We start from the raw sequence: 796 nt of genomic DNA, 5'->3' as shown, positions 1-796 counted from the left end.
GTCTGGGCTGACGCGAACCACACGATAAGGAATTTTGTCCAATGGCAGCTTTTTATCGTAGAGCTGCAATTCGTGTAGGTTGATCTCGATCTCTTCAGACGACACCAACTCAAGTGGCGCGTCCAAGGTGAGACTCAACCCTCGCTTGGAGAGGTCGATCGTCTTACCTTTCATTGTCAAGCCGTCTGTTTTGGTCAGTGTAAGCGGTGATTGAAAACGGTAGCGAGGCTCTTTTCGACGAGACTGAGCATCAAAGAAATCCCTTTGGGGAGCCGATGATTTCCGTGTATGGCGAAAGTATTTAAAGTGCTCGATGGCAGTCGAGGCTTTTCAGTAAAGAGATAGTCTGCGCCATTCGAGTTGTCCGCAATTTCTTGCAAAATTCCACAATGCGTTAACCCTGAAGAGGCTTCGGCTAACTCTTGCGAGAAACTACCGAGTTGTTGGCGTTCGTTTTCACTGAGTTCAAAAATGGAAATACGGAACGCCCGCCAACTGGCGCGTTTTGCGCCAAGATGCCAAAACAGCTGTCTTTGTTCTCGTGTGGCCTCGGGCATGAGCATGGAGTAGAAAAAGTTTTTCCCTTCATGTTCGTGAGTAAACACATAAATCACATTACTGGCACCTTTGAGCCCCGGTCGCATAAGCATCGACATTCGCTGTGAGTAGTAACAGTGAACCAAAGACCTGTTGATTACGCTCATCATGCCAGTATTGCCAAATTGGCATATTGTTTGGCGTAAGCATGGCGAGCTTGAGCTCATCGCCTTGGAAAAACAGCGGTAAGTTGCAAGTG

Annotated in this window: 1 pseudogene; it reads right to left on the bottom strand. The window is 47.9% G+C overall.

What is annotated here, in order from left to right:
* Positions 1-796: pseudogene (locus CIK04_RS26665) on the bottom strand (PilZ domain-containing protein); the annotation flags it as partial.

It is taken from the genome of Vibrio sp. 03_296 (genome assembly GCF_002265885.1).
Note: the sequence above shows the minus strand (reverse complement) of the source record. Positions and strands in the feature narration are given on the sequence as shown.